This window comes from Nocardiopsis sinuspersici, from assembly GCF_001998325.1.
Taxonomy (GTDB): Bacteria; Actinomycetota; Actinomycetes; order Streptosporangiales; family Streptosporangiaceae; genus Nocardiopsis; species Nocardiopsis sinuspersici.
Map to the genome: position 1 here is coordinate 5,575,638 of NZ_MCOK01000001.1, position 23,958 is coordinate 5,599,595.

The following is a 23,958-nucleotide window of genomic DNA, read 5'->3' on the forward strand; positions in this document are numbered from 1 at the left end:
ACGGGAGCTCCAGACCGTCAGACACCCGCCATCTCGCGGCTCTCCAGCACGGTCCAGGCACCGGAGTCCTCGTGGCGGAGTCGGCCCTCCTCCTCCAGGCGGCGAAGCTGGCCGTAGATCCAGGACCGCTTGCGCTCCACGCCCATCTCGGCCAGTTCCGTCTTCAGATCGAAGGCTCCGAACTCCTTGCCCGGCCCCCATTCCTCCATCAGGCCCTCAACCGCGGCGCGGGCCTCCTCCGCGCTGGCCTTGGTGCCCTTCTTGCGGTTCGGGAGCGCGAAGTCCTCCCCCTCCTCCAGGGGCGGGATCTCGGTGTCCAGGTCGCCCTTGATCTCCGGGTCGTCGTCCGGGGTCTGGAGCACGACCGGTTCGATGTCCTCGTCCACGATCAGCTCTTCGTCGTCCACGGTCTCGTTCATGGTCGGGACCGGTGCGGCGGCCGTGGCGGTGCCGGTGCGGTTCCCGAGGAACCCGGCGTACTCGGCACCGAACGCGGTGCGAGTGACGGCGTCGAGCTTGGCGTCCTGGTCGGGCAGGGCGTCGGCGGCGGCCTTGAGGTCGCGGTTCTCCTCGGCCGGGTCGGTCGAGGGAGGCCCGTAGGTCTTGGCCGCGACCGCGTGCCGGTCCACGTCCACGTGCTCGATCGCGGCGTAGACCGCGCCCGGCCTGGACTTGCGCCAGCGGGACGGGTCGCACCCGGCGTCGGTCACGTAGTCCGGCAGGACGAAGGAGGCGTCTGCGAAGTCGCGGACCCCGAAGCACAGCCCGTCACCCAGGTTGGCGCGGGTGTCGGTGTCGAGGTTGCCCCACGTGGCGCGCTGGAGGCTCAGCTCCAGGTGGATGCCGACCGACCGGGCGACCCGCGCGATCTCCACGATCTCGTCGAAGTCGACGACTTCGGCCGCCTCCTCCACGAGCAGGTAGAGGAAGGTCAGCCCGCACCCGGGCACCCACTGGGCGTGCCCGGCGTCCGCGAGGTGGTTCGCGCGGGCCTTGATCGCACGCTTGACCGCGTCGAGCTGCCCGCGCGCGGCCTTCTTGGTGTAGGCGGGCCAGCCGATCGCGCCCTCGACCGGACCGAGGGTCTGACGGCCCTTGGCCAGGTCGATCGCGAGGGTGAAGGTGTCGGATCGGGCGGCGACCTGCACCATCTTGACCTTGCCGTACACGCTCTTCCCAGCACCGGCCATGCCGACCGTGAGCGAGTGCCGGTTGGTGATCTGGTTGGTGAAGGTCTCGCCGTCCTCGTAGACACCCAGCTCCAACGGGTGGTCCGCGATCGAGGTGCCCACGTGCGCGGGGTTGAGTCCTGGCCAGGGGATGAGCTTGCCCATGACGTCCTTCTTGGTGATGACCAGCTCGGCGCGGTCGGCGCGGCCCTGGTCCTCGATCACGCGGATCGCGCCGGGGGCGACCCCGTAGGCGGAGGCCAGCTCCTTGCCGCGCGACTGGAGTTCCTCGGCCGTGGTCCCGTTGTCCAGGGTGATCTGGTGGCGCTGCTGCATCTCGGTGTCGGAGGTGAGCTTGGCCCGTACGTTCTTCAGATGCAGTTTGGCGGCGACTTCGTCGAAGGTCGGCAGGATGCGGCCGGTGCCCTTCCCACGGGCGTCTCCCGTGCCCTGGTGGCGCGCCCACAGGTGGACGTTCGCGATCGCGGCGGCGGCCGATCCCCCGATGAGCAGCGCGTCCATGAGCGGCCGTCCGGGACCGAACGCGGTGGCCAGCGCCAGCCAGGCCCCGGCCCCGCCCGTCATGGCGGTGGAGATGTGGTGCGCGTACCAGGTCCGCGCGGCGGTCAGCCGGTGCGCGGCGTAGGCGACCACCCCGCCGGCTGCCGCGATGGCGGCGGCGGCCAGGCCGGTCCCGAGACCGAGGTCGCCCCACATCCAGTGGGTGAGGAATCCGGCCGGGATGAGCGCCGGGGCGGCGATCCAGGGCCGGGCGTAGTCGAGGAAGGCGGGGCCGCGCCGGACCGAGGTCTCCGGGTCCCGGTCACGTCCGCGCACCACCAGCTCGTTGCGAGCCATGCTGATCTTCTCCTTCGTGGTGGGGGCGGGGGCCGCGCCGGGCGGCCCCCGCGGATCCGGTCGGGTCAGGCGGACAGGTCCAGGGGCTTGCGCTTGGGGCGCTTCTTGACCAGGTGCTCGAAGTGCTTGCGCAGCGAGCCCCAGGTGCGCACTCCTTCCACGCCAACGGTGCGCTGAGCCTCAGCGGCGCGGCGCAGGTGCTTGGCGACCGAGCGGGCCTTGCGGCGCATGGCCAGCCGCGACTCCCCCTGAGCGGGCGGCAGTTCGGCCAGGGCCGCCTCCAACTCCTGAGCAGTGAACTCCAACTCCATCGCCAGAGCGCGGGCCAACTGGCGGACGGTCTCGGTGTAGCGGCGGATGTCGGATCCGGTGTCCAGCTCGATCGCGTCCAGGTCAGCGATGATCCGGCGGGCTTCGGACGCCTGCGAGTCGCTCAACGGGTCTCCTCGTTCTCGTTCGGGCGGTTGATGACGACGGCGATCAGGCCCCGGCCGGGGCCGTACTTGTGGGTGCGGGCGCGGTGCAGGTGCGCCCTCCAGGTGCGCCCCAGCCAGCGAGCGCAGTCGGCCAGGGTGTGGCGGACCGGGCGGATGTCCAGCCAGGCCGACACCACGGAGTCGGCGTGGCAGAGCAGGTGGTCAGCCAGGGAGGCGGCGGCCCGCAGGCGGGTGCGCCAGTCGGTGCGGCTCATCCGGTCGCCTCCAGGCCCTCGAACCCGGGAAGGCAGAGCTGGTTGGCGCACACCGGGCAGTAGTCGTGGCTCTGCGTCCGGTGCTTCTTGGGGTCGCGGCACCGCTCGGAGACGGGCGGGGCCACGTCCATCAGGTGACGGGCCTTGTCCGACTCCGCGAGCCGCTTGGTGTAGTGCTCGTCGAACTCCTCGCCGCACGAGCACCGGACCTGGTAGCACCAGGCCTCTCCCTGACTGGTCTCCTCGTGCCAGCGGCGTACCTTCGGGCGGTGGCGAATGGTCACGGCTCGCCCCCGTTCTCCAGCTCCTTGCGGATCCGGCGGACGGTGGACTCCCCCAACCCCAGTTCGGTCGCGATCTCGGCCGTGTGAGCGTCGGGACGGCGGTAGAGGTAGTTCGCGACCCGGCGGCGGTTCTGGAGACCCTCCAGGCGGCGCCGCTCCTGCGCGGTCAGCACTCGCTCGGGCGACTCCCCGTCGTCGTGCGAGCGGTCCCGCTCGGACGTGCGCTCAGACGGGGTGACCTGTGCCGACTCGGCGTCCGCCCCGTCGTCGGCGGGAGAGGCGTCCCCGTGTGAGCGCTCCGGGCCGGTCCCGTGTGAGCGGGTCTGGCCGTGCGAGCGCTCAGACGGGCTCCCGTGCGAGCGCAGGTAGTCGTCGACCTGTTCCGCGAGCTCCTCCCCGACGACCTCCAGAGCCTCTCCGGCGGTGCGGTGGGGCAGTGGAGTGGTCGGCTCCTCGTACTCCTGGTCCTCGTTGTCGACGGGGATCTCGGTGGCCGTGGTGGCCGTGCCCATGCGCTTCACGAGCTGGCCGATGGCGTCGGCGGATGTGACCGCGATCAGGTACGCGAACCACGAGAACGCGGCCGATCCCAGCGAGGCGACGGCCCCGACCGGGCCGGAGCCGATCGTGGACCCGACGATGCTCACGAGCAGCGGAACCACGATCAGCCCGATCAGCGCGGCGCGGCGGCCACCGGTCGGGAACGCCTGCGACCGGGCCAGCAGGCCCGCCCAGATGATCGCGGCCGTCGACATGCCGGTCAGGGCTACCTCTCCGAGGTAGCCGATACCGGTTGGGGCGGTGGGGTAGTGCGCGGTGACGGCGGCCTCCAGGCCCATCGCGGACCCGACCGACAGCACCAGGGACGCTCCCAGGGACAGGGCCGCGAACCGGCCCCTGCTTCGAACCAGTGTCAGGACGGTGTAGGCCGGATCGGTCGCGGCGCGGGCGCGGTCCACGGCCTCAGCGGCCCGAATCGCATCCTCCGCGCGGCGGTCGGCTTCGCGCTCCGAACGCAGGTAGCGGCGGTGCTCCCAGTCCAGTCGGGCGCGCAGCCGGTCGGCCTCCAGCCGGTCCGCCAGCGCGCGGGTAGAGGGGTTGAGCCGGGGATCGGCCAACAACTCCTGACGCGGAACGCTGGCCAGGGACTGGGCCTGCTGGGTACGGGCCTTGAGGTCGGCCACGACGTCGGTGACCTCGGTCGGCTTGTTCTTGGGGATGCGTCGGAGTTTCACCGGTGCTCCTCCAGCTTGGAAAGGCGGACGAGGGTTTCGAGGTCGGACCTGCGCTCGATCAGCGGGTTACCGACGATCAGGTAGACCAGGGCAGCGGTCAGGAACAGGGCGAACAGCGAGATCAGCGAAGCCATCAGCGACGAACCCCCTTGCGGCGGATGGTGTGGGTGAGGACCAGCCGGGTGCGGCCCCAGCGGCGCACGGTGTTGCGCACCCTGCGGTAGCCAGCGGCGACCCGGAGGGATCCCAGCACGAGCAGGAGCACCACCCCGGCGGTCGCGATGACGGCAGGCAGCAGGTCGGTGGTCATACGGACCACTTCTGGACCACGTCGTGGGTGAGGGCCTCGGTGGCGATGTCGGTCAGACGGTCGTCGAGGATGTCGGCTGCGGCCGTCCTACGGGCGGCGGCCTCCTCGGGGGTCTCGTCGGGCAGTGCGACGGCGAACAGGTCCTCGGTGTCGGTGATGCCGAGAACGTCCAGGGCTGCGGGGGCGACCTCGAACAGCGCCGGGGGAGGGGTGGGGAATTCGTGGGCCGTCGGGGACGGCATCATGGTGGTGCGCATGTGCTGCTCCTTGCAGGTGAGCGGGTGCGTAAGAGCCCCGTCGGGCGGCATCCCGGCGGGGCTCGTCTCTGCTTGATCAGTGGTTCGAGCCGTTAGCGGCTTCTCGTGGACCCGGGTGGTCCCGGCCCGGCCCCGCGTGTCCCGTGTTGTGCCGGGAAGCGGGGGCGGACAGGCACCCCTGGGGTGCGGCGCGGCCATGCCGTGCGGCCCCTGCTCTTGCTGGGGCGGCGCACCCTTATGGGGTGCCGTGGCCACGTCTTCCCTTCGCCGTCCCTTGAGAGCTCGGGATGGGGTCAGGGCGTGCGCGCTATGTGCCTCAAGGGCTTGTGAAAGCTCGTGCGCTCCGGGATTCCACGCGGTGGACAGGGCTCTGCCCTGGTCACCGGAGTCCTCTTCCGGGCTGCGGCCTGTGGCCGTGCAACTGTTATAGCACGCGAGCGTTTGGCGTACTAGTACAGTTGGCATATTCATTGGGCCTGAGCGCGTTGCAGGTCGTAGAGCCCGAGCTCACATGCCTGAACCTCTATGCGTACTAGTACACTGATCATGTTCACCACGAAGGAGCCACACGTGTCCCCTCAGGTCCAACGCACCGACCCGCCCTACATGCAGGTCGTCAAGCACATCAAGGCCGAGATCGAGTCCGGTGTCCTCCAGGACGGGCAGAAGATCGACTCCGTGCGCGCCATCAGCGCGAAGTGGAAGATCTCGCTGGCGACCGCGACCAAGGTCGTCGGCACGCTCAAGGCTGAGGGCCTGGTGCGCAGCGAACCCGGCAAGGGCAGCATCGTCACCCGCGACCAGGCGGCGGACAGCGCCAAGGACCGTGTGGTCCGCAGCCTGGAAGGCCGGATCTACGCGGCGAACGAGCGTGCCGAGATCCGCGCGGCCGAACTGGTGCCGGCACCCGAGGGCGTCGCGGACGCCCTCGGCGTTCCCGCAGGCACGAACGTCATCCGACGCCAGCGCGTCACCCTCCGGGATGACGTGCCCTCCTCGGCCAGCACGTCCTGGTTCAACGGAGAGCTGGCCGAAAGCGCACCGCTGCTCCTGGAGGCGAAGCGGCTGCCCCAGGGCACCCCGAAGTACGTCCAGGAGAAGACAGGGCTCACACCCGCCACCGGCAAGGACCAGCTCCGCGCCGACATCGCCTCGGAAGAGGACTCCGCAGCGCTGGGCATCCCGCTCGGCTCCCCGGTCCTGCGCAAGCAGAACTGGGTGTTCAACGCCGAAGGCGACGTGATCGAGTTCGGCCAGTCCGTCTCCGTGGCCCGACGCTGGGCCACCTACAACTACGAGATCTCCAGGTAGGAGCGACATGGAACTGCTGCACTCAGGCAAGGTGCGCGACGTCTACGCTGATGGTGATGACCTCATCCTGGTGGCCTCGGACCGCGTGAGCGTCTACGACGTCGTGCTGCCGACCCCGGTCCCGGACAAGGGCAAGATCCTGACGCAGCTCTCGCTGTGGTGGTTCGAGCAGCTCGCCGACGTGGTTCCGAACCACGTCATCTCGGCGACGGACGTTCCGGAGGAGTGGGCGGGCCGCGCGGTGCGCTGCCAGAAGCTCACCATGCTCCCGGTGGAGTGGATCGCCCGCGGCTACCTCGCGGGCCTGGGGCTCAAGGAGTACGAGAAGCAGGGCACGGTCTCGGGAATCAAGCTCCCCGAGGGCCTGGTGGAGGCGTCCAAGCTTCCTGAGCCGATCTTCACCCCCACGACCAAGGCGACCGAGGGCCACGACGAGTTCATCACCTTCGCGGACGTGGTCGAGGAGATCGGTCAGGAGACCGCTGACCGCCTGCGCACGGTGACCCTGGACGCGTACAAGCGCGGGGCGGAGATCGCCGCTGAGCGCGGCATCATCATCGCCGACACCAAGCTGGAGTTCGGCCGTGCGGCGGACGGTACGCTCGTGCTCGCCGACGAGGTGCTGACCTCGGACTCATCCCGGTTCTGGCCGGCAGACGACTGGGAGCCGGGTCGGCCCCAGCACGCGTTCGACAAGCAGTTCGTGCGGGACTGGTCGAGCACGGTCACTGACTGGGACCGTACCCCGCCCGGCCCCGAGATCCCCGACGAGATCGTGGAAGCGACCCGGGCCCGCTACATCGAGGTCTACGAGCGGATCACCGGCAAGCGCTGGGAGGCGTGAGCATGTATCAGAGCTACGACCGCAACAAGCTCGTGCGCCAGGTGCGGGAACTCCTGGAGAGCGAAGGGCTCGAGCCGCTCGCCCAGGACGACCCCAAGCCGGAACACGCCGCGATGCTGCTCCTGCGCTCCTTCGGGATCGATCCCGTCGTAGACCAGGTGGAAGCCCTCAAAGGCGCGATGGACCGCACCTGGGAAGAGTCCGACGAAGCGCGAGCAGACGAGTCCCGAAACCGCTAACGAGATGTGACTAGCAAGGGGTACAGGCAACACGCCTGTGCCCCTTCGGATTCCGCAGATAGTATCGGAATATTGCAGGAAGAATGAAAAAGCATCGCGCAATAAGGAGAGTCAGGCTAGTTATCCATCTGAACTGACCTGAGCCAGAATTCGTCATTGATTTTTATGACGAGCGCGATCAGAAGTTTGAGGGCGGAAATGTAGGTAGAGAAGTGTTCTTGCTCGTTGGCTGCGTCCACATTTGATCCGTGCATGTACTTGTTTCGCAAATCTGGACCATTGGTGAACTCGGCCTTGTTGAGGTAATAGTTGAAATAGCTAGCCTCGGCCTCGGAGAGTAGGGACTCTCGTCTCACAAGCCACTCCCGTTCTACTAGTTCATCGATAGCCGCACGACTTTTAGTCGAGTAGTGGTAGTAGCTAGCCACTTCGTCATCGACGACATCTCGAAGCACGAGGAGCTGTCTACAGTTAGCGAAGACGATCCGCTGGCCGTTATTTTTGAGAACCTCCTGGTCAATGAGGTAATCCACTGAATCTTTCTGGTAGTCGGCAAAGTCATCGTATGATACTTCATGATTTATCAGAAGATCTACCGCATTATTTCCGTGCAGTTCTTCGCTGATGTACGTCAGTTCTGACTGGTCTGAGAAGAGGAGATACAGGATGGCATGGACGTCTTGACTGCTAGTCGGATAGGCGTACTTGCCTTTAAGTAGGCTCGGAATAGTTTTATAGCTTACTTGTTCGGAATTCATGTTCAGCAGCTCAAGGTCCAACTCACCTTCTTTTGCATAGAGAGTGAACTGCTGGAGGATGCTCTCCATTTCGGCGAAAGTGTGACGACATTTTTCCAGATAAGTTGATGCTGTGCTTGACGGTGTGAATCGAAAGTTCAGTACCTCAAATTCGTCCTTAAGGTAAGAAGAAAAGAACCATGCGATAACTGACTCAATCTCTACGTCCTTGCTTTTCAGGTAATCCCTGTAGAATGCTAACTGCAGGGACGAACTGCCCTCTTTGCTGCGGAATGCTGAGTCGAGTGGGTAGGCGCCCTTTACTTTGACTTCCATCAACTGCTCAAGCACTCCAAGCTGCGCTCGATACGATGGAAGCGTTAGCAACATGTGGTAGTTTGCGAACTCAAAAACATAAAGGAAATTATTAAGAATGGATGGTTGATCGAGAGTGTCCTCGAGCCAGAGTCGACTGTACGAAAAATTAGCTACCATCCCGTCCATTTCAAGCTTAGCGGGATCAGTTTGCTCATCGTCGACCGCTACCGTGCAGCCGGTCGCGATTCCGGTATTTTTTTTGAAAAACTCCTCCGTCCATTTTTGGTGCTTGCGCCGGGCTTTCAATTTCAGCTTCGCATCAACAGCATCGCCCGTATGTAGAGGTGCGAATGAGATCAATTTTACATAATTAGGATTCGGGTCATCGCTATCGACATAACTGTTTATAAGGGCGCGCTGATCATCGATGGTTAGGCTCGATGGGAGATGTACGCTTTGTTGTGCATTATTCTCCAGATGTTTCCTTGCCAGGTATTCAGCATTGGCGGAATCGGCAAGGATTAGCGCTCGAACTTCGTGGTTATATTTCTGCACTAGTCTTTTGTTTCCCAGTAGTCCACCCATGCTAATGCGCACTGCTTTTAAGGCTGGCAAAACTGTGGTTGCGGAGCAGCGGTCATAGACTTTAAACTTCGCAAGGAGTTGCAGTAGGTCGGATTTGTACTCGTTGTGGACGTCAGTAATAACGTCTGCGAAATTATCATCATTCAGTGCGTTGAAAAACTTGGCAACCACGGTGCGCAGTTGTGGGCGGAGTGCTTGCCATGCTGCGCGCTGTTCACTGTCGAACGACTGAGGGTACAATTGATTCTCGATGAACAGTTGTGCGTTGTGTAACTCAATGATGTCGGAGGTGCTGTATCCGACGGCTAGCGGATCGAAGACTTCCAAGACTTCTTTGACACGCTCAACCTGGTGGTAGGTTCCATAGTCATTGAGGCCATAGAACTTCAGGCGCCGTTCTGAGTCAGGTTCAATAGTCACGCACTCATCATACTCCCCTGTCCATGCCGGGCGGGCTTGACCGATTCCGCCTATTAAGCGGTTTTCATCCTGATTTGCGGAAGGTAAGGACAAGTTTTTCCTGCTTACGGACGGTCGATCTATTGCGAGTACACGTTGAGTAGTCGGACGTCCACTCCACCCCGTACGCTTCAGATTCAGGTCAGAAGGGGTGTGCTGTCGTCATGTTCTATGGAACCGTGACCCCTGGATCGCAGGTACGGAGCTGCCGCCTACGGCCAATATGCGGCCAAGTTCCGCCACGGCCAAGCTGGCTCCGACATCCGGGCAGGTCAACTAGCGTGCATACGTGCTCAGCGAGACCTACTGAAAAGCGGAAGGTCGGCGGTTCGACCCCGCCCCTAGCCACCCAGACTGAGCAGTACCGACGCCCGGAAGCCCTTTGGCTCCGGGCGTTTTCGATGTCCGGGCGCTTCCGGTCTAGACGGCGTCCATCAGTCGGTTCTCCCAGGCCCAGGCGGCGATCTCGACGCGGTTGCGCAGGCCGAGGCGCGCCTGGACGGCGGACACGTGGCCCTTGACCGTGCTCAGGGAGATGAACAGCTCGTCGGCGATCTCCTGGTTGGTACGGCCGCGGGCGATGGCGAGCACGACCTCGGTCTCGCGGGCGGACAGCGGATGCGGTCGGCCGCCGCCGGACGGGGAGCCCGAGGCGGTGATGTGGCGCAGGAGCCTCAGGGTGATCGACGGCGAGATCAGGGCGTCCCCCGCGTACGCCGAGCGGACGGCCTCCACGAGCAGGTTCGGGCCCGCGTCCTTGAGCACGAATCCCACGGCCCCTCCGCGCAGCGCCCCGTAGACGTACTCGTCGAGGTCGAACGTGGTCACCACGACCACCCGCAGCGGGTCGGCCGTCCTGGGTCCGGCCAGGGCGCGGGTGACCTCCAGGCCGTCCAGGCGCGGCATGCGGATGTCCACCAGGCACACGTCGGGGCGCAGCCGCCGGGCCAGCCCGACCGCCTCGGCCCCGTCGGAGGCCTCCGCGACCACGGTGAGGTCGGGCCGGCTCTCCAGGATCCGGCGCAGGCCGCCTCGGACCATCGCCTGGTCGTCGGCCAACAGGATCCGGATGGTCATCGGTTCTCCTCCAGGGGAAGGACGGCGCGCACGGACCAGCCGCCCCCGGGGCGTGGCCCCGTGTCCAGCGTGCCCCGGAGGGCCTCGACCCGCTCGCGCATGCCGACCAGTCCGTACCCGCCCCGCCTCCGGTGGGACGGGCCCGGGGAGTCGTCGGCGACCTCCACGGTGACCTCCTCCCCGTCCCGGGCGACGTCGACGGTGACCGTCCCGGCGTGTGCGGCGTGGCGCGCGACGTTGGTCAGGGACTCCTGGACGACCCTGTAGACGGTGGCGGCGACCTCGTGCGGCCACATCCCCTCGTCCTCCGACAGGCGCAGTTCCACGGCGGGGCCGCCGCGTTCCCGGAACCGCCCGACGAGCGCGGTGAGCCGTTCGGGGCCGGGCGCGGTGGGCGCCGCTCCGTCGGCGTCGCGCAGCAGGCCGACGACGCGGCGCATCGCGGTCAGCGCCTCGGATCCCGCGCCCTCGATGGCGGCGAAGGAGGCCCGCGCCTGCTCGGGCCGTCCGGGTGCGTCGAGCTGTCCGGCCTGCGCCTCGACCACGATGCCGGTGACGTGGTGGGCGACGACGTCGTGCATCTCCCGGGCCAGCCTCATCCGCTCGCCGCGGCGCACCCCCTCGGCGACCGCCCGGCGCCGGGCGTCCAGCAGCCGCGGTCCCAGGCCGCCCGCGACACCGCCCAGCCACGTGAGCGAGTTCAGCACCACCACGGGCATGCCGGAGGTGGACCCCAGTTGGGTGAGCAGGCTGGCGGCGATCACCGCGAGTCCTCCGGCCGCCACCGCGCAGGCCGGCCGGGCCGGGAGCTCCCTGACGGCGGATCCGATGAGCACCGCCAGCGCGAGGGCCATGGCCGGACCCGGCTCGGAGGGCAGCCCGGCCAGCCAGGAGACCAGCACGGAGACGGCGGCGACGGCCAGTCCCGCGGCCGCGGCCGCGGCCCGGCCCCGGCGGCGCACCAGCGCGATCACGCACACCACCGAACCCGCGGCGGCGTCGAACCACCAGTAGCCGCCTCCCCAGGTCGACGCGATACCGACCGCCTGGAACACGAGCACCAGCGCGAGGACCGCGGCGAGACCGGCGTCCGCCACCCGACCGAGCCACCCCGGCCGCACGGGCCGCCCGCGCCACCTCGGCCACCATGGCCGCCTCGGCCACACCGATCGCCCCGGTAGCCCCGGCCACACCGGTCGTCCGGACGAGCCGGGCGGTCCGGGCCGGCCTTCCCCACTGTTCACGCCACTCAGCCTAGAGAGGCCCTCCCCGCCGCCCAACCGGCCGAAAGTACCGTCGCGGGCGCCGCGAACCCTTCTTTCGCCCCGTGACGGGGTCCGCGCCGGCCCCCAGGATCGGGTCCCATGACACATGAGGCCTCCCTCCCGGAGCACGCCACCGGGGCCCCGCCCGACCGGACCCGCGTCGTCGCACTCGACGTGCTTCGGGGGTTCGCCCTGTGCGGGATCCTGGTGGCCAACATCCAACTGATAGCCAACGCCGACACCGCCGCCGTGACGCCGCCCATGGGCGGCGCGCAGGCCTGGCTCGGGCTCCCGGTCTTCTCCCTGCTGTTCGGTATCGGGTTCTCGCTGCTGTCGGACTCCGCCGCGGACCGCGCACCCCGCCCGCGGCTGGTCCTGCTGCGCCGGCTTCTGGCGCTGCTCGCGATCGGCCTCGTGCACATGCTGCTGTGGCGGGGCGACATCCTGACCGTCTACGCCGTCGTCGGCCTGCTGGTGCTGCTGCCCTCGACCTGGCTGCCGCGGTGGGCCGTGGCCGGCCTCGCCGCCGTACTCGTCCCGACGGCGCTGGTCGGAGCCGGGGGCGGACCCCTGCTGATCGCGGGGCTGTTCCTGTCGGGCTCGGCACTGGCCCGATACGGGATGGTCCAGCGGATCGACCGGTCCGTCCGGGGACCGGCCCTACTGGGCCTGGTCTTCGCGGCGGGGGAGGCCCTCGCCCTGTGGGCGCAGGCCGACGCACAGGTCAGCCCGGGCACGGCACAGCCGCCGACCTTGGCGTTCCTCCTGACGGGGCTGCTGCTCACCGGTGTGTACGTGTGCGCCCTGCTGGTCCTGCTCGGGACGCCGCTGCGGCCCGTGCTGCGCGCCGTCTTCGATCCCCTGGGGCGGATGGCGCTGACCAACTACCTGACGGCCACGGTCCTCGTGCTGGCGACGGCCCACGTCCTCGGCCTGCGGTTCGCCTCCCTGGCGGAGGTGCTCCTGGGCTCCGGCGCCGTCCTGGCCGCCCAGTGGGTGTTCTCCACGCTGTGGCTGCGCCGGTTCCGCCAGGGGCCGGTCGAGTGGCTGTGGCGCTGGGCGACCTGGGGACGCCGCCCCCGCCCGCGCACCGTGTGACGCGGGGCGCTGGCCCGGGGGCGGGATCGGGCCTGCCCGGCCCCGCCCTTGTCAGCGCCTCCCAGCGCCTCCCAGCGTCCCCCGGTGCCTCCCAGCGGTTCCCCGGGGCAGGGAACCGGGACCCCGGCGCAGTGACCCCCGGAGCCCCCGCGCGGGGAGCGACGCCGACCATGTCGTATGCGTGGTTCTTCGGGTAGTGTCCGGATCCGTGAGCCACGTGACCGCAGCCGACGGAACCCGCATCTGGTACGACGTCCTCGGGGAGGGCGATCCCCTCCTGCTCCTCAACGGGCAGTCCCTCGACCACGAGATGTGGGACGGGGTGCACACCGAGCTGGCGCGGCGCCACAGGGTCGTGCGGATGGACTTCCGCGGCACCGGCGGCAGTGAGGCGCCCCTCGACGAGCCCTACACCTTCGCGCTGTTCGTGGGCGACGCACTCGCCGTCCTCGACGAGCTGGGGATCACCCGGACGCACGTCTACGGGTTCTCCATGGGCGGCAAGGTCGCCCAGACCTTCGCGGCCACGGCTCCCGAACGCCTCGGCTCACTGGTCCTGGGAGCCACGGCGCCCGGGGGCCGCAACGAGGTCGAACGCCCGAGGTCGTCCACCCTGGCACTGCGCCGGGCCGGCACGGCCGCCGGACGCGACATGATCGCGGAGCTCTTCTACACCCCCGCGTGGGCGGCCGCGCACCCCGACACGGTCACCCGCGTCCTGCCGCGCGGCCCGCTGCGCGCCCAACGCCTGCACTTCGGCGCGAGCACGGGTTACGACGGCTGGGACCTGCTGCCCGGTATCGAGGCGCCGACCCTGGTCGTGCACGGCGAGGACGACGCCCTCACCCCGGTCGGCAACGCCGCACTCCTGGCGGAGCGGATCCCCCGTGCCCGGCTGCTGGTCCTGCCCGGGACGCGCCACGGCTACCTGCACGAGGCCGGGGCCAAGGCCACGCGCGAGGTCCTGGACTTCCTCGCGGAGCACCCGCTCTCCGCGCGGGACTGACCGGAGCGGCGGTCCCCGTCCCCGTCTGACGGGTCGGCCGGAACCGCCGCAGGTGTGACGCAGGAGGTTCCACGCTGGACGGCACCGCCCCGGCGGGCCCCCGTGGCCACCTCCTAGGGGAGGGGCGGCCCCTGGTGGAGGTCGTTGCGGACCCTGTCCAGAAGGCGGCGGTCGCGCTTGGTCGGCCGTCCCGCGCCCCGGTCCCGCCTGATGACGGGCATGGTGGCCTGCGGCGGCTGGGCGGGCGTGTTGTCGACGTAGCAGCGGGCCGCGATCTGCGCTCCCACGCGCTTCACGATGACATGGCTCACGTCGAGCACGCGGGTGACCCCGTGCAGACGGACGCGGACCTTGTCGCCGGCCTTGACCGCGGTGGCGGGCTTGGCCGGGCGGTCGTTGACGCGCACGTGCCCGCCACGGCAGGCCTGGGCGGCGTCCGAGCGCGTCTTGGTCACGCGCACGGCCCACAGCCAGCGGTCGACCCGGGTGCTCTCCGGTCCCGAAGGCAGGGGGGCCGATGACTCGTTCACGCCGGTTCCTCTCGCTTCTCTGGGACGTTGTGGGCCAACTCTAGGCGGCCACCGGTACGAAGTACTCCAGAGTCGCGCTAGAGTTGTGTCCGCAGCGAGGTCCTGTGGAGCAGTTAGGAGTGCTCGCCACCCTGTCAAGGTGGAGGCCGCGGGTTCAAATCCCGTCAGGACCGCATGAGGAAGGCCCGGTGTCCACAGGCACCGGGCCTTCGGCTTTCTCCGGCCAGTACGGAAGGGCAGAAGTACGTTGAGCTACCGGTACGCCGTTGAGCGGACCGACCATTCGGCGCTGGCGAGCGGGCACGTGCTGCGCTCGGCGCCGGGCTTCCCCGGCTTCCCCGTGCGGCTGGCCAGCGAGCTGTTCCAGAGGGCGATGGTGCACACCGGCCAGGAGACCGTACGCCTCTGGGACCCCTGCTGCGGTAGCGGATACCTCGCGACGGTGCTGGGATTCCTGCACCGCGACCACCTCTCCCACGTGCGCGCCTCGGACGTGGACGCCGACGCGGTCGCCCTGGCCGAGCGCAACCTGCGGCTGCTGACCGCCGAGGGACTCGTGGAGCGCGAGGAGGAACTGCGCCGGTCCGCCCTGGACTTCGGCCGTGTGACCTTCGTGGAGCGCGCCGAGGCCGCCCGCGACCTGGCCGCCGGACTGGCCGCGATGGGCGGCGACCTGCCCTCCGAGTCGGCGGTGGCGGACGTGTTCTCCCTGACGGAGCCCGTGGACGCCGACCTGGTGGTGACGGACGTGCCCTACGGGGAGATGACCCGGTGGGCGGGCGCCGTTCCCGGTGAGGACCCGATGCGGGGGTTCCTGGAATCCCTGGGGCGGGTGCTGCCCGAGCGCGCCGTGGTGGTGGTGACGGCCAGGACCCGGCGCGTCACGCTGCCGGAGGGCGTGCGCGCGCTGGAGCGGGTGAAGGTCGGCAACCGCGCGGCGGTACTGGTCCGCGCACGCGACGTCGCCCCGTAGGGCCTCGCCCTCCCGCCAGCCCGACGTACGGACTCCGGTCGCGGCCTCCGCAGATGGCCGCCCACGGCACCACCAGCCCTCACCGGTGCCCGCACCGCACCTCCCGGTGCCCGGGCAGGCGCTCATCCCCACAGGCCCCGGCCACCGTCGCCGCCACGGGTCCCGACTCCTTCCGATGTGTGGTGATTCTCGGACGTGACGGTGTGGGATACGTGACATTCGCCGCAGACGAGGCATATTCGTTAACGGAAGCGGTGACTGCTGGTCTCCAGCGTGTTCCTCCTCCCCGCGCAGCGACTCCCGGGTGCACACGCGGCCCGGGCTCGCGGGACGGCGAAGGCCGCCCCGCGGACTCCTTCCCGAAGGTGACACCGAGGCGGTGACAGCGGCAGGGAAGCCGCACCGCGTGAGGGGGCGGACATGAGCACCACCACTGACGGCGCGAACGAGGACGCGGCGGGCCGGAGCGCGCCGCACGGGAGCGTGCGGGGCACCGCCGGATGGCTGGAGGCGGGCCGGGACGTCCGCAGGGCCCACCGGACCGCGGTCACCCGCCAGGCCGCGTCCGTCCTGCTGGGCTATCCCGGCCAGGACTTCTTCGAAAGCCTGCCGCTGGTCGCCCGGGCGGTCGCCGAACTGCCCTGGGGCACGGTGCGCGCGGCGCTCCACGGATTCTGCGAACACGCCGCCACCACACCCGAGCCGGAGCTGTGCGAGCACCACGCGGACGTGTTCGGCCAGAGGTCCCTGTGCCTGACCCGCTACGGCGGCACCTCACCTCGCGACCGCGTCCTGTCCGAGGTCACCCGTGTCTACGCCGAGGCGGGCGGGGCGGCCCCCGCCGACGAACCGCCCGACCACCTGAGGGCCGTCCTGGAGTTCGCCGCCCGCGCCGACGCCCGTGCGGGCGAGGCGCTGCTCCTGAGCCTGCGCCCCGGGCTGGACCTGCTGGGCGAGGCCCTGCACGACCACGGAACCCCGTACGCGCGGGTCGTGGACGCGGTCCGGGCGACCCTGCCCGAACGCCCGGACGGGGAACGGCCGGCGCGCCGGTTCGCCGTCCTCCACCCGTCCGTACCGGGTCCGCCCGCCGGAGCCGCGAGCCCGGACGGGACACGGGTCCCGCCGCCGCGGAGCGGTACGGACACCAGTGCCCGGACGGACACCGGTGCCTCGGGCCGGCCCGGGGACGAACCGTAGGGGACGCGGTCCGACCGCACCGCTGCCACCAGTACACACGACAAGGAGCCGTCACCATGGAGCTGTTCCCGGACCTCCCCCTCCACGCCTGGCATGACACCAAACAGACCCTGCACCGCTTCGAGCAGATCGTCGGCAAGGTGCGCCTGCACCACAGCCCGCGCCGCAACCACTGGTGGAACGTGCCCTTCCACCTCACCGGCAGCGGGATCACCTCCCGCCCCATGGGGCTGAGCGACGGCAACCCGGTCTTCACCGTGGACTTCGACTTCGTCCGCCACCAGTTGGTCGTCTCGTCCCTGGACGGCGGCACGGTCTCCTTCCCGCTCCAGGGCAACAGCGTGGCCTCGTTCTACCTGCGGTTCCAGTCCGCGCTGGACAGCCTGGGCGTGAACGGCTCCATCCCGACGGCGCACCCGTTCGACCTGCCCGACGCCGACCGCCCGTTCGCGCAGGACCGCGAGCACGCCACCTACGTCCCCGAGCAGGTCACCCGCTACTGGCAGGTGCTCAGCCAGGTCAACATGGTGCTGGAGGAGTTCGCCGGCGGTTTCTCCGGCAAGACCAGTCCCGTGCACCACTTCTGGCACACCTTCGACATCGCGGTCACCCGCTTCTCCGCGCACACGGTCGCGCAGCCGAGGGAGGCGGGAGAGGTGGTGCGCGAGGCGTACTCGCGCGAGGTCGTCAGCTTCGGGTTCTGGTTCGGCGACGACAACGTCCCCGAACCCTGCTTCTACTCCTACACCGCGCCCGAGCCGGAGGGGCTCACCGAACAGCCGCTCAGCCCGGCCGCGGCCGAGTGGGTCCCCAGCGGCAACGGGCACCTGGCCCTGCTGCGCTACGCCGACGCACGCCGGGCGGCCGACCCGCAGGCGACCGTCCTGGAGTTCATGGAGAGCGCCTACCGGGCGGGCGCGGGGCTGGCCGGGTGGGACGTCGAGGCCCTGGCCTGCCCGGGCGGGGCCACCGACCCCTACCGCGGCGGACGGTGACCCCCGAACGGAGGGCGCGGGACCCGTGCTCCGGACGGGCTCCCGTCCCCCTCACCTGGGCCGACGCCTCCGGGGGGTGTGTGTGACGTGTATGTGTGGGAACGTGGGCACTGGGCTCACGCGCACACCCGTGCGCGGACGCAGGGAGCAGGGGAGTGCCATGGACCTCACGGTTGTCGATGTTCCGGAGCGGTCGCGCTACGAGGTGAGCGCCGACGGGACGGTGGTGGGGTTCTGCGCCTACCACCTGATCGACGAGGGCGTGTACGCCCTGCCGCACGTGGAGGTCGACTCGGCCTTCGAGGGGCGGGGCGTGGCCAGCCACCTCATGCGCGAGTCCCTGGACCACATCCGGGAACGCGGACTCAAGGTGGTACCGATCTGCCCGTTCGCGCAGGCCTACATCAAGAGGAACCCGTCCTACGCGGATCTGGTCCACGAGGGCTGATCCGAGGGGCCGTCCGCGGGAGTCCGCGGCCGATCCCGAGGTGGGGTGCAGTAACGGGAACATCACCATCCGACCACAGCACGTCCCGGGTGGTGACTTCTCGCACTTCACGGGTATGTGAGGGCGGTTGTCCTTCTTTGGAGCAAGGAGTTCCGTTCCCGTGTTAATCGCAGACGCAACGCCCGGCATCGGTGTACGCATCACCGAGGCCATCGGCACGTTCAACAACGACTTCTTCTGGTCCTGGGTACTGATCCCGCTGCTGGTGGTGGTCAGCCTCTACGCCACGATCAGGACGGGAGTCGTCCAGATCCGCCTGTTCCCGGAGATGTTCCGGGTACTGCGCAGCCGGCCCGAGATCGCACCGGACGGCAAGAGGGCCGTCTCGTCGCTCCAGGCGTTCATGATCTCGGCCGCCGCCCGCATCGGTACCGGCAACATCGTCGGCGTGGCGGTCGCCATCTCCCTCGGCGGCCCGGGCGCCGTCTTCTGGATGTGGCTGATGGCGACCGTCGTCGCCGGAACCAGCTTCATCGAGTCCACCCTGGCCCAGCTCTACAAGGTCCGGGACTCCACGGGTTACCGGGGCGGTCCCGCCTACTACATGGAGCGCGGCCTCGGCCAGCGCTGGATGGGCGTGCTGTTCGCCGTCGTCCTCATCATCACCTTCCCGATGGTCTTCAACGCGGTGCAGAGCAACACCATCGCCGGTGCCGTGGCCAACTCCTCCGCGAGCCTGGGCGGGGGCTCGGGCGTGTGGCTGTCGGCCATCGTCGGGGCCGTGGTCGTCGTGCTCACCGCGCTGGTGATCTTCGGCGGCGTCCGCCGGATCGCGCACACGGCCCAGGCCCTGATCCCGGCCTTCGCCGCGATCTACCTGGTCCTGGGCGTGGTCATCCTGGCGATGAACTTCGAGCGGATCCCGACGATGTTCGCGCTGATCTTCGAGCACGCCTTCGGCATCCGTGAGTTCGCCGCCGCCGGTCTGGCCACGGTGATCATCCAGGGTGTGCGCCGGGGGATGTTCTCCAACGAGGCCGGGCTCGGCTCGGCCCCGATCGCCGCGGCCAGCGCCTCGGTCACCCACCCCGCCAAGCAGGGCCTGGTGCAGAGCCTGGGCGTCTACTTCGACACCCTCGTGGTCTGCTCCATCACGGCCTTCATCATCCTCATCGGCTACGAGAGGGACACCGACGTACAGCTTGAGGGCGACCTCACCCAGATCGCGGTGACCTCCCACCTGGGCCCGTGGGCGCTGCACCTCATGACGCTGATCATCGTCATCGTCGCGTTCACGTCGGTGCTGGGCAACTACTACTACGGCGAGTCGAACCTGGAGTACCTGACCAACAGCCACGGCGTCCTCGTCGGCTACAAGGTGGTCTTCCTCGCCGCCAGCTTCCTGGGCGCCCTGGGCTCGATCGACCTGGTCTGGACGCTGGCCGACACGACCATGGGCATGATGGCGCTGGTCAACCTCATCGCCATCACGCCTTTGGCGGCGACGGCGGCACGCCTGCTCAAGGACTACACCGACCAGCGGCGCCAGGGCATCGACCCCGTGTTCACGCGGGACCGGCTGAGCGGCCTGCGGGGCGTGGAGTGCTGGGAGCCCGGAAAGGCGGAGTCCGCCGAGGAGGCGGGCCGGGTCTCGTCCTGACCCGACCCGGACCGACCGGCTGAACGGGGCGGAGGGCCGTGCGCCCTCCGCCCCGCGAGCTTCCCAACACCGGCTTTCAGTGACGAAACCCGCCAAGCAAGGCGCTTTCGTGCATCTGTGTTCTTTCGGTCACGACGAATAATCGCTAGTGTGCTGGGTCACAGTTGTGGCGGCCCGTGTGTCTCGTCGAGGGAGTCCGATGTCCATCGTCTCAATCGAGCCCGCCACCGCCGAGCGGTGGGAAGACCTGGAGAACCTGTTCGGACCGACCGGAGCGTACGGGCACTGCTGGTGCACGTTCTTCCGCAGGCGCGCCAAGGACCACACGGCGAGCACCTCCTGTGAGCGCTCGACGCGCGGAGTGGACAACAAGGAGGAGTTGCGCCGCCTGACCCTGGAGGGCCGGATACCCGGCCTGCTCGCCTATGACGATGACGGCCCGTGCGGCTGGGTCTCCGTGGCCCCGCGCGAGGACTTCATCCGCCTGTCGCGGTCGCGTTCCCTGCGTCCGGCCGACCCCCACGAGCCGGGTGTGTGGGCGCTGGTCTGTTTCTGGCTCCCGCCCCGGCGGCGCAGGCACGGCCTGGGCAGCCGCCTGCTGGACGGGGCGATCGAGTACGCCCGCAGCAACGGGGCCCGCGTCCTGGAGGCCTACCCGGTGGACACGGCCGGGGGCCGGGCGCCCAGTGCGGAGGTCTACACGGGCACCGTGGAGATGTTCCAGCGGGCCGGCTTCACGCTCAACGGGCACCACCTGAGCGAGCGCGTGGTCGCCCGCCTGGAGCTGAAGGCCGAGTAGCCGGCCGGCTCCGAGCCCCGGCGCCTCCTCCGAACCCCCGACCTCCCCGACCCCCGCCTCTTCGAACCCCCCAACCCCCCGAGCCCCACCTCTCCGAACCCCCCGTCCCCCCGTGGCTCCCCTCCTCCGGATCCGGAAGGCGGGTCTTTCGCCCTTCGTGGAACGGGGGGAGGGTACCCGGAGCCGGGGCGGACCGCCTCCGAGGTCCTCGCACGACGTGCGGGGGCCTTCGTCGTGTCCGGAGCGGCCGCTTTCGCCTGGGTACCCCCACCGGGTACCGTGCCGAGCGGGGGATCCGGCCTCCGCGCCAGGCGGCGGAGGCCGTCTCCCTGGGGTTTCTCCCGGGCGTGCGGGGCGCGGACCCCGGGGCGGCACTTGACAGATGCATACCCCTTGGGGGTATGTTGGGGGTCATCGGAGGCCGGTCTCAGGACGACCGACACACCACACATGTCCCAGGAGGCGAAATGGCTGCCACCACGACCGCTGTTTACACCGTTGACGGCATGAGCTGCGGGCACTGCGTCAACTCTGTCACCGAGGAGGTCAGCGAGGTCGCGGGAGTCACCGACGTCAAGGTCGACCTCGACAGCAAGAAGGTGACCGTCACCAGCGACGGCCCGGTCGACGACGGGTCGGTCCGCGCCGCCATCGACGAGGCCGGATACGAGGTCCGTGACTGACACGGACCCGGCCGCGGGGTCCGCGCAGCGGGCCCCGCGCACACGTCCGCCGCGGCGTCCGGGGCGGACCGTTCCCGGGCGTCGCGGCGGGACACCGCGCGAGGCGCCGACGGACACCAGGATTTTCCGGACCTCCGGGAGGGGTCAATGAGTACCAGCAGAGCCACGGCGGAACCGACCGGCACCGAACCGGTCGAGCTGGCCATCGGCGGGATGACCTGCGCCGCCTGCGCCAACCGGGTCGAGAAGCGGCTCAACAAGCTCGACGGCGTCAGCGCCACCGTCAACTTCGCCACGGAGAAGGCCCGTGTCTCCTTCGAGGGGACGCCCACACCGGTGGACGACCTGGTCGCCCAGGTCGAGAAGGCGGGCTACACCGCCACCGTCCCCCGGACCGAGGCCGAGACGGCCGAGACCGCCGTCGATCCGAACGATCCCGTGCGGGCGCTGTGGAACCGCGCCGTGGTCTCCCTCGTGCTCTCGGTGCCCGTCATCGCCATGGCCATGGTCCCCGCGCTGCAGTTCACCTACTGGCAGTGGGCCTCCCTGACCCTGGCGGCACCCGTCGTCGTCTGGGGCGCCCTGCCCTTCCACGTGGCCGCGTGGAAGAACCTCAGGCTCGGCACGGCCACCATGGACACGCTGGTCTCCCTCGGGGTCTCGGCCGCCTTCCTGTGGTCGCTGTACGCCCTCTTCCTCGGCACCGCCGGGACACCGGGCATGACGCACGCGTTCGAGCTGACCATCGCCCGCACCGACGGGGCGGGCAACATCTACCTGGAGGTCGCCGCGGGCGTCACCTCCTTCATCCTCCTCGGCAAGTACTTCGAGGCTCGCTCCAAGCGCCGTGCCGGAGACGCCCTGCGCGCCCTGCTCGAACTCGGCGCCAAGGAGGTCACCGTCCTGCGCGGTGAGGGCCCCTCGCCCCGCGAGGTGCTCGTACCCGTGGACCGGCTCGCCGTCGGCGACCGCTTCCTCGTCCGGCCCGGCGAGCGGATCGCCACCGACGGCACCGTGGAGGAGGGCACCTCCGCCGTCGACATGAGCATGCTCACCGGTGAGTCCGTCCCCGAGGAGGTCTCGCCCGGCAGCTCCGTCGTCGGCGCCACGGTCAACGCGGGCGGACGCCTGGTGGTACGCGCCACCAGGGTCGGCTCCGACACCCAGCTCGCCCAGATGGCGCGTCTGGTGGAGGAGGCCCAGAGCGGCAAGGCCGAGGTCCAGCGCCTGGCCGACCGGGTGTCCGGGGTGTTCGTCCCGATCGCCATCCTGATCGCGCTCGGCACGCTCGGCGCCTGGCTCCTCGCCGGCCAGTCCGCCACGGCGGCCTTCACCGCCGCCGTCGCGGTGCTCATCATCGCCTGCCCGTGCGCCCTCGGCCTGGCCACGCCCATGGCCCTGATGGTGGGCACCGGTCGCGGCGCCCAGCTCGGCATCCTCATCAAGGGCCCCGAGGTCCTGGAGAACACCCGCCGCGTGGACACCGTCGTGCTGGACAAGACCGGCACCGTCACCACCGGCCGGATGGCGCTGACCGGTGTCACCGTCGCCGACGGCGAGGACGAGCGGGAGGTCCTGCGACTGGCGGGGGCGCTGGAGAACGCCTCCGAGCACCCCGTCGCCCGGGCGGTCGCCTCCGGCGCCGCCGACCGGGTGGGCACCCTGCCCGCACCCGAGGGCTTCGCCAACGTGGAGGGCCTCGGCGTCCGGGGGACCGTCGACGGCCGCGCCGTCCTGGTCGGCCGGGTCACGCTGCTGGAGGAGCACGGGACCTCCCTGCCCGAGCAGTTGGCCACCGCCCTCAGGGACGCCGAGTCCGAGGGCCGCACCGCCGTCGCGGTCGGCTGGGAGGGCCGTGCCCGGGGCGTGCTGGTGGTGGCCGACACCGTCAAGCCCACCAGCGCCGAGGCGGTCCGCCGGTTCCGCGAGCTCGACCTCACCCCGATCCTGCTCACCGGCGACAACGAGGCCGTGGCGCGCTCGGTGGCCGCGGAGGTCGGTATCGACGAGGTGATCGCCGAGGTCCTGCCCAAGGACAAGGTCGACGTCGTCAGGCGGCTGCAGGCCGAGGGCCGTACCGTGGCGATGGTCGGCGACGGTGTCAACGACGCGGCGGCCCTGGCCCAGGCCGACCTGGGGCTTTCCATGGGTACGGGAACCGACGTGGCCATCGAGGCCAGCGACCTGACCCTGGTGCGCGGCGACCTGCGGACGGCGGCCGACGCGGTCCGGCTCTCGCGCCGCACGCTCGGCACGATCAGGGGGAACCTGTTCTGGGCCTTCGCCTACAACGCGGCGGCCCTGCCGCTGGCGGCGGCGGGCCTGCTCAACCCGATGCTCGCGGGTGCGGCGATGGCCTTCTCCAGCGTGTTCGTGGTGAGCAACAGCCAGCGGCTGCGCCGGTTCCGCCCGCTGGCGACGGACGGTGCGGACCGCACCCCCTGAGCACCCGCCCGGCGTCCTCCCTCGGTGCCGCCCCCGCCTCCGGTCCCGGAGGCGGGGGCTTCGCCGTTCCCCTCCGCCGTCGCCCCTTCACCCGGGGGCCGCGAAATTCTGCGGCGAAATGGCAGATAAGGGCGATTGCTCCCTCAATGGGGGTGAGAACGGGTCTCGCGCCCCGCCGGGGCGGGCCGCTAGGGTTGCGCGAGGCCGTACAGCCCGGGCACACGCTCGCGGACCGTGCGGCCGGGCCCTGCCCGAAAACCCGTGAACCAGCCCCGTGCCCCCGAGGCTGAGCCCCTGGAAGTGTTCTCCGTCGGCCTTTCCGGTGGACGCGTACGCCGGAGACGACGCGAAGGACACGACCCGCCCCCTGACGTGAAGGACGGATCCCAGCCCGCATCCGACCGCTCCAGCCGAGGTTCCCCGTGTCTTCTGGATGCCCCCGTGCCGCGCTGTACCAGGACGAGCCGCACCCCGACCCCTAC

General features: G+C 69.5%; 25 protein-coding genes and 1 tRNA gene. 14 read left to right on the forward strand and 12 right to left on the reverse strand.

Going from position 1 to position 23,958, the window contains the following annotated elements; all coding sequences use genetic code 11:
• Positions 1–17 precede the first annotated feature (17 nt).
• From NOSIN_RS24105 to NOSIN_RS24130, 8 genes are all read right to left on the reverse strand, one after another.
• Complete coding sequence (locus tag NOSIN_RS24105; protein WP_077692920.1) at positions 18–2,027, reverse strand: FtsK/SpoIIIE domain-containing protein; 2,010 nt, start codon at positions 2,025–2,027, stop codon at positions 18–20.
• 65 nt (positions 2,028–2,092) lie between these two features.
• Complete coding sequence (locus tag NOSIN_RS24110; RefSeq protein ID WP_077692921.1) at positions 2,093–2,464, reverse strand: hypothetical protein; 372 nt, start codon at positions 2,462–2,464, stop codon at positions 2,093–2,095.
• Positions 2,461–2,718, reverse strand: coding sequence for a hypothetical protein (locus tag NOSIN_RS24115; RefSeq protein WP_077692922.1), 258 nt, complete (start codon positions 2,716–2,718; stop codon positions 2,461–2,463). Before NOSIN_RS24115 ends, NOSIN_RS24110 begins: the two co-directional genes overlap by 4 nt.
• Positions 2,715–3,002 (reverse strand): hypothetical protein, encoded by a 288-nt coding sequence (locus NOSIN_RS24120; protein WP_077692923.1) that lies wholly within the window; start codon positions 3,000–3,002, stop codon positions 2,715–2,717. Before NOSIN_RS24120 ends, NOSIN_RS24115 begins: the two co-directional genes overlap by 4 nt.
• Positions 2,999–4,237 (reverse strand): winged helix-turn-helix domain-containing protein, encoded by a 1,239-nt coding sequence (locus NOSIN_RS24125; protein ID WP_077692924.1) that lies wholly within the window; start codon positions 4,235–4,237, stop codon positions 2,999–3,001. Before NOSIN_RS24125 ends, NOSIN_RS24120 begins: the two co-directional genes overlap by 4 nt.
• A complete protein-coding gene (locus NOSIN_RS27370) occupies positions 4,234–4,371 on the reverse strand; it encodes a hypothetical protein (RefSeq protein WP_170293601.1) in 138 nt (45 codons plus the stop codon). Before NOSIN_RS27370 ends, NOSIN_RS24125 begins: the two co-directional genes overlap by 4 nt.
• Complete coding sequence (locus NOSIN_RS27375) at positions 4,371–4,547, reverse strand: hypothetical protein (protein ID WP_170293600.1); 177 nt, start codon at positions 4,545–4,547, stop codon at positions 4,371–4,373. The genes NOSIN_RS27370 and NOSIN_RS27375 overlap by 1 nt, the downstream gene beginning before the upstream one ends.
• The gene (locus tag NOSIN_RS24130; RefSeq protein ID WP_077692925.1) at positions 4,544–4,804 is read right to left on the reverse strand and encodes a hypothetical protein; all 261 of its coding nucleotides are present in this window, start codon (positions 4,802–4,804) and stop codon (positions 4,544–4,546) included. Before NOSIN_RS24130 ends, NOSIN_RS27375 begins: the two co-directional genes overlap by 4 nt.
• A 570-nt stretch (positions 4,805–5,374) precedes the next feature.
• On the opposite strand from NOSIN_RS24130, the gene NOSIN_RS24135 reads away from it, so the two are divergent.
• From NOSIN_RS24135 to NOSIN_RS24145, 3 genes are read left to right on the forward strand one after another with little or no spacing between them, the layout of a single operon-like run.
• The gene (locus tag NOSIN_RS24135) at positions 5,375–6,115 is read left to right on the forward strand and encodes a GntR family transcriptional regulator (protein ID WP_077692926.1); all 741 of its coding nucleotides are present in this window, start codon (positions 5,375–5,377) and stop codon (positions 6,113–6,115) included.
• 7 nt (positions 6,116–6,122) lie between these two features.
• Positions 6,123–6,959, forward strand: coding sequence for a phosphoribosylaminoimidazolesuccinocarboxamide synthase (locus NOSIN_RS24140; protein ID WP_077692927.1), 837 nt, complete (start codon positions 6,123–6,125; stop codon positions 6,957–6,959).
• A gap of 2 nt (positions 6,960–6,961) precedes the next feature.
• The gene (locus NOSIN_RS24145; RefSeq protein ID WP_077692928.1) at positions 6,962–7,198 is read left to right on the forward strand and encodes a hypothetical protein; all 237 of its coding nucleotides are present in this window, start codon (positions 6,962–6,964) and stop codon (positions 7,196–7,198) included.
• A 116-nt stretch (positions 7,199–7,314) separates the two neighbouring features.
• Here NOSIN_RS24145 and NOSIN_RS27930 read toward each other — a convergent pair whose 3' ends face one another.
• From NOSIN_RS27930 to NOSIN_RS24155, 3 genes are all read right to left on the reverse strand, one after another.
• Positions 7,315–9,258, reverse strand: a complete 1,944-nt coding sequence (locus tag NOSIN_RS27930) for a hypothetical protein (RefSeq protein WP_236743436.1) — start codon at positions 9,256–9,258, stop codon at positions 7,315–7,317.
• Between the two features lie 459 nt (positions 9,259–9,717).
• Positions 9,718–10,374 (reverse strand): response regulator, encoded by a 657-nt coding sequence (locus tag NOSIN_RS24150; protein WP_077692929.1) that lies wholly within the window; start codon positions 10,372–10,374, stop codon positions 9,718–9,720.
• Positions 10,371–11,471, reverse strand: coding sequence for a sensor histidine kinase (locus NOSIN_RS24155; protein WP_077692930.1), 1,101 nt, complete (start codon positions 11,469–11,471; stop codon positions 10,371–10,373). Before NOSIN_RS24155 ends, NOSIN_RS24150 begins: the two co-directional genes overlap by 4 nt.
• A gap of 267 nt (positions 11,472–11,738) precedes the next feature.
• Here NOSIN_RS24155 and NOSIN_RS24160 point away from each other — a divergent pair, with 267 nt between their 5' ends.
• Positions 11,739–12,737, forward strand: coding sequence for a DUF418 domain-containing protein (locus NOSIN_RS24160; protein WP_077692931.1), 999 nt, complete (start codon positions 11,739–11,741; stop codon positions 12,735–12,737).
• Positions 12,738–12,945: 208 nt separating this feature from the next.
• The gene (locus NOSIN_RS24165; RefSeq protein WP_077693753.1) at positions 12,946–13,743 is read left to right on the forward strand and encodes an alpha/beta fold hydrolase; all 798 of its coding nucleotides are present in this window, start codon (positions 12,946–12,948) and stop codon (positions 13,741–13,743) included.
• Between the two features lie 113 nt (positions 13,744–13,856).
• Here the strand turns inward: NOSIN_RS24165 and NOSIN_RS24170 are convergent, their stop codons facing one another.
• Entirely contained in the window at positions 13,857–14,273 is a 417-nt protein-coding gene (locus tag NOSIN_RS24170; RefSeq protein WP_077692932.1) for an RNA-binding S4 domain-containing protein, read from the reverse strand.
• Between the two features lie 98 nt (positions 14,274–14,371).
• Here NOSIN_RS24170 and NOSIN_RS24175 point away from each other — a divergent pair.
• The 9 genes from NOSIN_RS24175 (at position 14,372) to NOSIN_RS24215 (ending at position 23,476) form a co-directional block, all read left to right on the forward strand.
• Positions 14,372–14,446, forward strand: a tRNA-Asp gene (locus NOSIN_RS24175).
• A gap of 74 nt (positions 14,447–14,520) precedes the next feature.
• The gene (locus NOSIN_RS24180; RefSeq protein WP_077692933.1) at positions 14,521–15,246 is read left to right on the forward strand and encodes an rRNA methyltransferase; all 726 of its coding nucleotides are present in this window, start codon (positions 14,521–14,523) and stop codon (positions 15,244–15,246) included.
• 420 nt (positions 15,247–15,666) lie between these two features.
• Entirely contained in the window at positions 15,667–16,446 is a 780-nt protein-coding gene (locus NOSIN_RS24185; protein ID WP_143832993.1) for a nitrate reductase molybdenum cofactor assembly chaperone, read from the forward strand.
• A 56-nt stretch (positions 16,447–16,502) separates the two neighbouring features.
• Positions 16,503–17,441 (forward strand): DUF5996 family protein, encoded by a 939-nt coding sequence (locus tag NOSIN_RS24190; protein WP_077692934.1) that lies wholly within the window; start codon positions 16,503–16,505, stop codon positions 17,439–17,441.
• Between the two features lie 160 nt (positions 17,442–17,601).
• Positions 17,602–17,889 (forward strand): GNAT family N-acetyltransferase, encoded by a 288-nt coding sequence (locus NOSIN_RS24195; protein ID WP_077692935.1) that lies wholly within the window; start codon positions 17,602–17,604, stop codon positions 17,887–17,889.
• Positions 17,890–18,049: 160 nt separating this feature from the next.
• Entirely contained in the window at positions 18,050–19,549 is a 1,500-nt protein-coding gene (locus NOSIN_RS24200; protein ID WP_077692936.1) for an alanine/glycine:cation symporter family protein, read from the forward strand.
• 199 nt (positions 19,550–19,748) lie between these two features.
• The gene (locus NOSIN_RS24205; protein ID WP_077692937.1) at positions 19,749–20,348 is read left to right on the forward strand and encodes a GNAT family N-acetyltransferase; all 600 of its coding nucleotides are present in this window, start codon (positions 19,749–19,751) and stop codon (positions 20,346–20,348) included.
• A 467-nt stretch (positions 20,349–20,815) separates the two neighbouring features.
• A complete protein-coding gene (locus NOSIN_RS24210; RefSeq protein WP_077692938.1) occupies positions 20,816–21,031 on the forward strand; it encodes a heavy-metal-associated domain-containing protein in 216 nt (71 codons plus the stop codon).
• A gap of 147 nt (positions 21,032–21,178) precedes the next feature.
• Positions 21,179–23,476, forward strand: coding sequence for a heavy metal translocating P-type ATPase (locus NOSIN_RS24215; protein ID WP_077692939.1), 2,298 nt, complete (start codon positions 21,179–21,181; stop codon positions 23,474–23,476).
• Positions 23,477–23,958: the final 482 nt, after the last annotated feature.